The sequence below is a fragment of the Companilactobacillus sp. y65-5 genome (assembly GCF_057541095.1).
On record NZ_BAAJOA010000020.1, the window covers coordinates 1 to 3,353 of the forward strand.

The following is a 3,353-nucleotide window of genomic DNA, read 5'->3' on the forward strand; positions in this document are numbered from 1 at the left end:
TAAGTATCAGGCCGAAAGTGAACGTAAGCGAATCATTGAGCGCCAGCAGCAAGGGATTGCCTTAGCTAAGCAGCAGGGTAAATATCATGGGCGCAAACCCCAATACACCCAAGACGATCCCCGCTTGCAACATGCTTTTAAGCTTTATCAGGCAGGCATGAGTGACATAGACGTTGCTCGGAATACCGGGATCAAGCGGACAACTTTTATTCGATATCGTAAAAAGCTTAATATCAAGAGATAGGACACTTAGCTAGTGTATACTAATCATTCATGAATATAAATCATATGTAACATTTGCAAATATACGTGCTACGCGCTATTATACATGTAGTGATATTTATTAAGCTTACTTAGCATGTATGAGGAGGGAAACTAATGGAAATTATTACATTTTCAGCTATAAAAGGCGGCGTTGGTAAAACTACCCTAGCTTTTAATTATGGTGAATGGTTAGCAAAAAATGGCAAGCATGTTTTATTTATTGACTTAGACCACCAAAGTAATTTAACCCAGACTTACAACATTTACGACAATCAAGACACCGTTGGCAACATTTTCTTAGATCGAGGGAAAGTCAAAATACATGAAATAAGTGCTTATATTAGTCTAATTGCCGGAGACATGCACCTTGACGATATTGAGCGGACCATTGAAAATAAGACTAACAAAAACATGTTCCTCTACATGTGGTTGTCAGATAATTATGAACGTTTAAATTTAGGAAAATTCGAGTATATTATTTTGGATTGTCACCCAGATTTTTCTACTGCTACCAAGAATGCAGTAATCATTAGTAATGCTATCCTTAGTCCAATCACACCTAGCGAACATGGGTATAATGCAAAATTTAACCTAGAAGAAAGAATTAACGAATTACGCAAAGAAGCCATTGATTACTCTACTAGAAAATCTTATGTCACGACAAAATTATTTTTTATCGCCAACATGATTAAACACAACACAAGATCATCTCGCGAGTTATTAAAAGCCTTAAAAGGCGATCCCAGTGTATTGGCTACAGTTCCAGAAAAGGAGCTATTCAATCGTTCAACGTTGGATAAAAAATCTCTTTCAAAAATGGCTGAAGACCACAAAACATATATTGATCAACATGAATTTTTTGATAGTATGGACAAAACATTTAATGAAATCACGGAAAAGTTATAAATGCTTTGTACACGTGTTAATCACATGTATATTCAATACGTATACATGTGAATTATAAAGGAGGACTACCTATGGCATTCGATCCAGAGAACAAAAACATAAAAAAGGCACTACAAAAAAATGAAACAGAACAGCAAACTGATACTAAAGATAAACTTGTTATTCCTGTTTTTAAAGATGAAGAGGAACGTACTAAGAACTATACCTTTTCACTTCAACCTAGTGCACGCAAAAGACTTGATGGTCTGGCTAAAGAACATAATTTTAAGTCTGCCTCCAAATTTTTAAATGAGCTTATAAAAAATATGTGATGTCACTTTAAGGGGGGGTTGTTATGGAAATTTCAATAAATGTTACATTTTTGCTTGCCAGCCTTATTGTCTTTTGGATAATTCCAGCCATTGGAATTGCCAAAAAGCACCTAGTAGATGACCGCTTTTTTATTCGCCAGTGGTTATTTCCAATGCAATATTGGTTACAACTTTTCTTTGAAAGAATCAGTGGTAATCGTCGTATTGTCGTAAGAATTTTACAAATAATGTCCCTGTTTATCACTTATTTCATCGGGTTACTTATGCTCCTTATATTTAGTGCTTTTGATATTAATACGGCCAAGCATTTTAGTGTCTTTATATTATTTGAGTATTTACTGGTATCTTCTATTGCTTACTGGTTTCAACCAAAAGCTGGCAAAGTATACAAGACTAAATAAAGTTGCTGCTAGGTAAGCGCTATGCTAGACTAAGACTAATTTAACAACCGAATACAAAGATCAAGCTAAACAGAAAAATCCCCGATTCACGAGGAATCAGGGATTTTAGGTTTAGCAAGTAGCTAACAGACAGCTACTTAGATTCAGACGATTTAGACCGGCAAGTTAAAATCGTCTGAACGTTGTTCTTAATTTGTAAGTTAATTATACCGCAAACCAGCCCGTAAGGACAAGTTAAGGATAGTTAAAAAACACAAATTAAAACCAATGGACTAAGTAGCTAACCGAAGCTATTTAGTCCATTTTTGTTGTTAGCAATTAAAAAAAGTTGCCGACTGGGCAACTCACAAATAGACACATGCTGGTAAATTACAAAGCATTCATTTAGCCGTGAGGCTTTGTAATTCAGTTAGAGCATATCAGATTTGTATTTTAAAGCAAATCAAATGTTTTAGCAACTCTCTTTTGAGACAGCGTGTGTCAGTCAAGAAAGGGAGTTTTAATTATGACAAAATCAACAAAGTTCAATTACTATGAAGCCGATAACGTATATGGAGCCTTATTTTTCCAATTTCCTAAAGTATTAATGTATGGCGATCAATACAAACATTTAAGCAATGACGCTAAATTAGCTTATATGGTCCTCAAAGACCGTTTAGAGTATTCTTTGCGCAATAACTGGGTTGATAGTGAGGGTCATGTTTACTTTATCTTTACCAACCAAGAACTAATGGACTTGTTTAATTGCTCAAAGGGAAAAGCCATCAAAACAAAAACAGAGCTGGAATCAATCGGATTACTCGTTCAGAAACAAATGGGTTTTAACCCGAAAACTAAAAAGAATGAACCGAACCGTTTATACCTTTCCAAACTTGATGTCAAAGCCACCGATGTCTATTTACGCGGTGAATATGGTCAAAATAGCCCGCAAACCCTTGCTACGAGCGGAAGTTCAAAAAATGAACTTCCGCGGGAGACCGTTGAAACCCTTGCTACGAGCGGAAGTTCAAAAAATGAACTTCCGCATAAGTTCGTTGACGACACCCCGCAAACCCTTGCTACGAGCGGAAGTTCAAAAAATGGACTTAATCTATATAAAGAACCTAAAGAAAAAGATAAAGATAGATACAATATAGATACTCAAAAGTTGGACTTTTCCACAGCTTATTTCTCACCAGCAGAACTAGAAAAACAAAACAAGGATTTGGTAACCCATGCTAATGAGTTCTTAACTGACGAAGATAATGGTTTGCCGGTCTTCTTAGAACCAGAAGCAGTGCAACTACTTAGCTTTTGGTGCCGTACCCCGCAACAAATGCGGCGCTTTATTGGCATTATCATAAACGCTAAATATGCTGTTGAAAAAGAACATAAGGATTTAGGCGTATGGATTATATTAGATGACCCTGATTTAAAAAAAATGATGACCAAAACATTAAGACGCTATTTTAATGCCCTAAGAAGCGATGAG

Annotated in this window: 5 protein-coding genes; all 5 read left to right on the plus strand. The window is 35.9% G+C overall.

Annotated features, from left to right (window positions below):
* Positions 1–244: helix-turn-helix domain-containing protein (locus AC27FM_RS13235; RefSeq protein ID WP_487088967.1), on the plus strand; the 244-nt coding region annotated here is incomplete at its 5' end.
* A 134-nt stretch (positions 245–378) separates the two neighbouring features.
* Positions 379–1,170 (plus strand): ParA family protein, encoded by a 792-nt coding sequence (locus tag AC27FM_RS13240; RefSeq protein ID WP_016527412.1) that lies wholly within the window; start codon positions 379–381, stop codon positions 1,168–1,170.
* A gap of 71 nt (positions 1,171–1,241) precedes the next feature.
* A complete protein-coding gene (locus AC27FM_RS13245; RefSeq protein WP_041095869.1) occupies positions 1,242–1,481 on the plus strand; it encodes a hypothetical protein in 240 nt (79 codons plus the stop codon).
* Between the two features lie 23 nt (positions 1,482–1,504).
* On the plus strand, positions 1,505–1,882 hold the full coding sequence (locus AC27FM_RS13250) for a hypothetical protein (protein ID WP_062688638.1): 378 nt from the start codon (positions 1,505–1,507) through the stop codon (positions 1,880–1,882).
* 505 nt (positions 1,883–2,387) lie between these two features.
* Positions 2,388–3,353 (plus strand): replication initiator protein A (locus AC27FM_RS13255; RefSeq protein ID WP_487088970.1); only part of this gene is annotated, 966 nt, incomplete at its 3' end.

What these genes read in the sequence shown, in the direction of transcription:
- AC27FM_RS13240 (WP_016527412.1), top strand. Translation starts at nt 379, where the DNA reads ATGGAAATTATTACATTTTCAGCTATAAAAGGCGGCGTTGGTAAAACT.
- AC27FM_RS13245 (WP_041095869.1), top strand. Translation starts at nt 1,242, where the DNA reads ATGGCATTCGATCCAGAGAACAAAAACATAAAAAAGGCACTACAAAAA.
- AC27FM_RS13250 (WP_062688638.1), top strand. Translation starts at nt 1,505, where the DNA reads ATGGAAATTTCAATAAATGTTACATTTTTGCTTGCCAGCCTTATTGTC.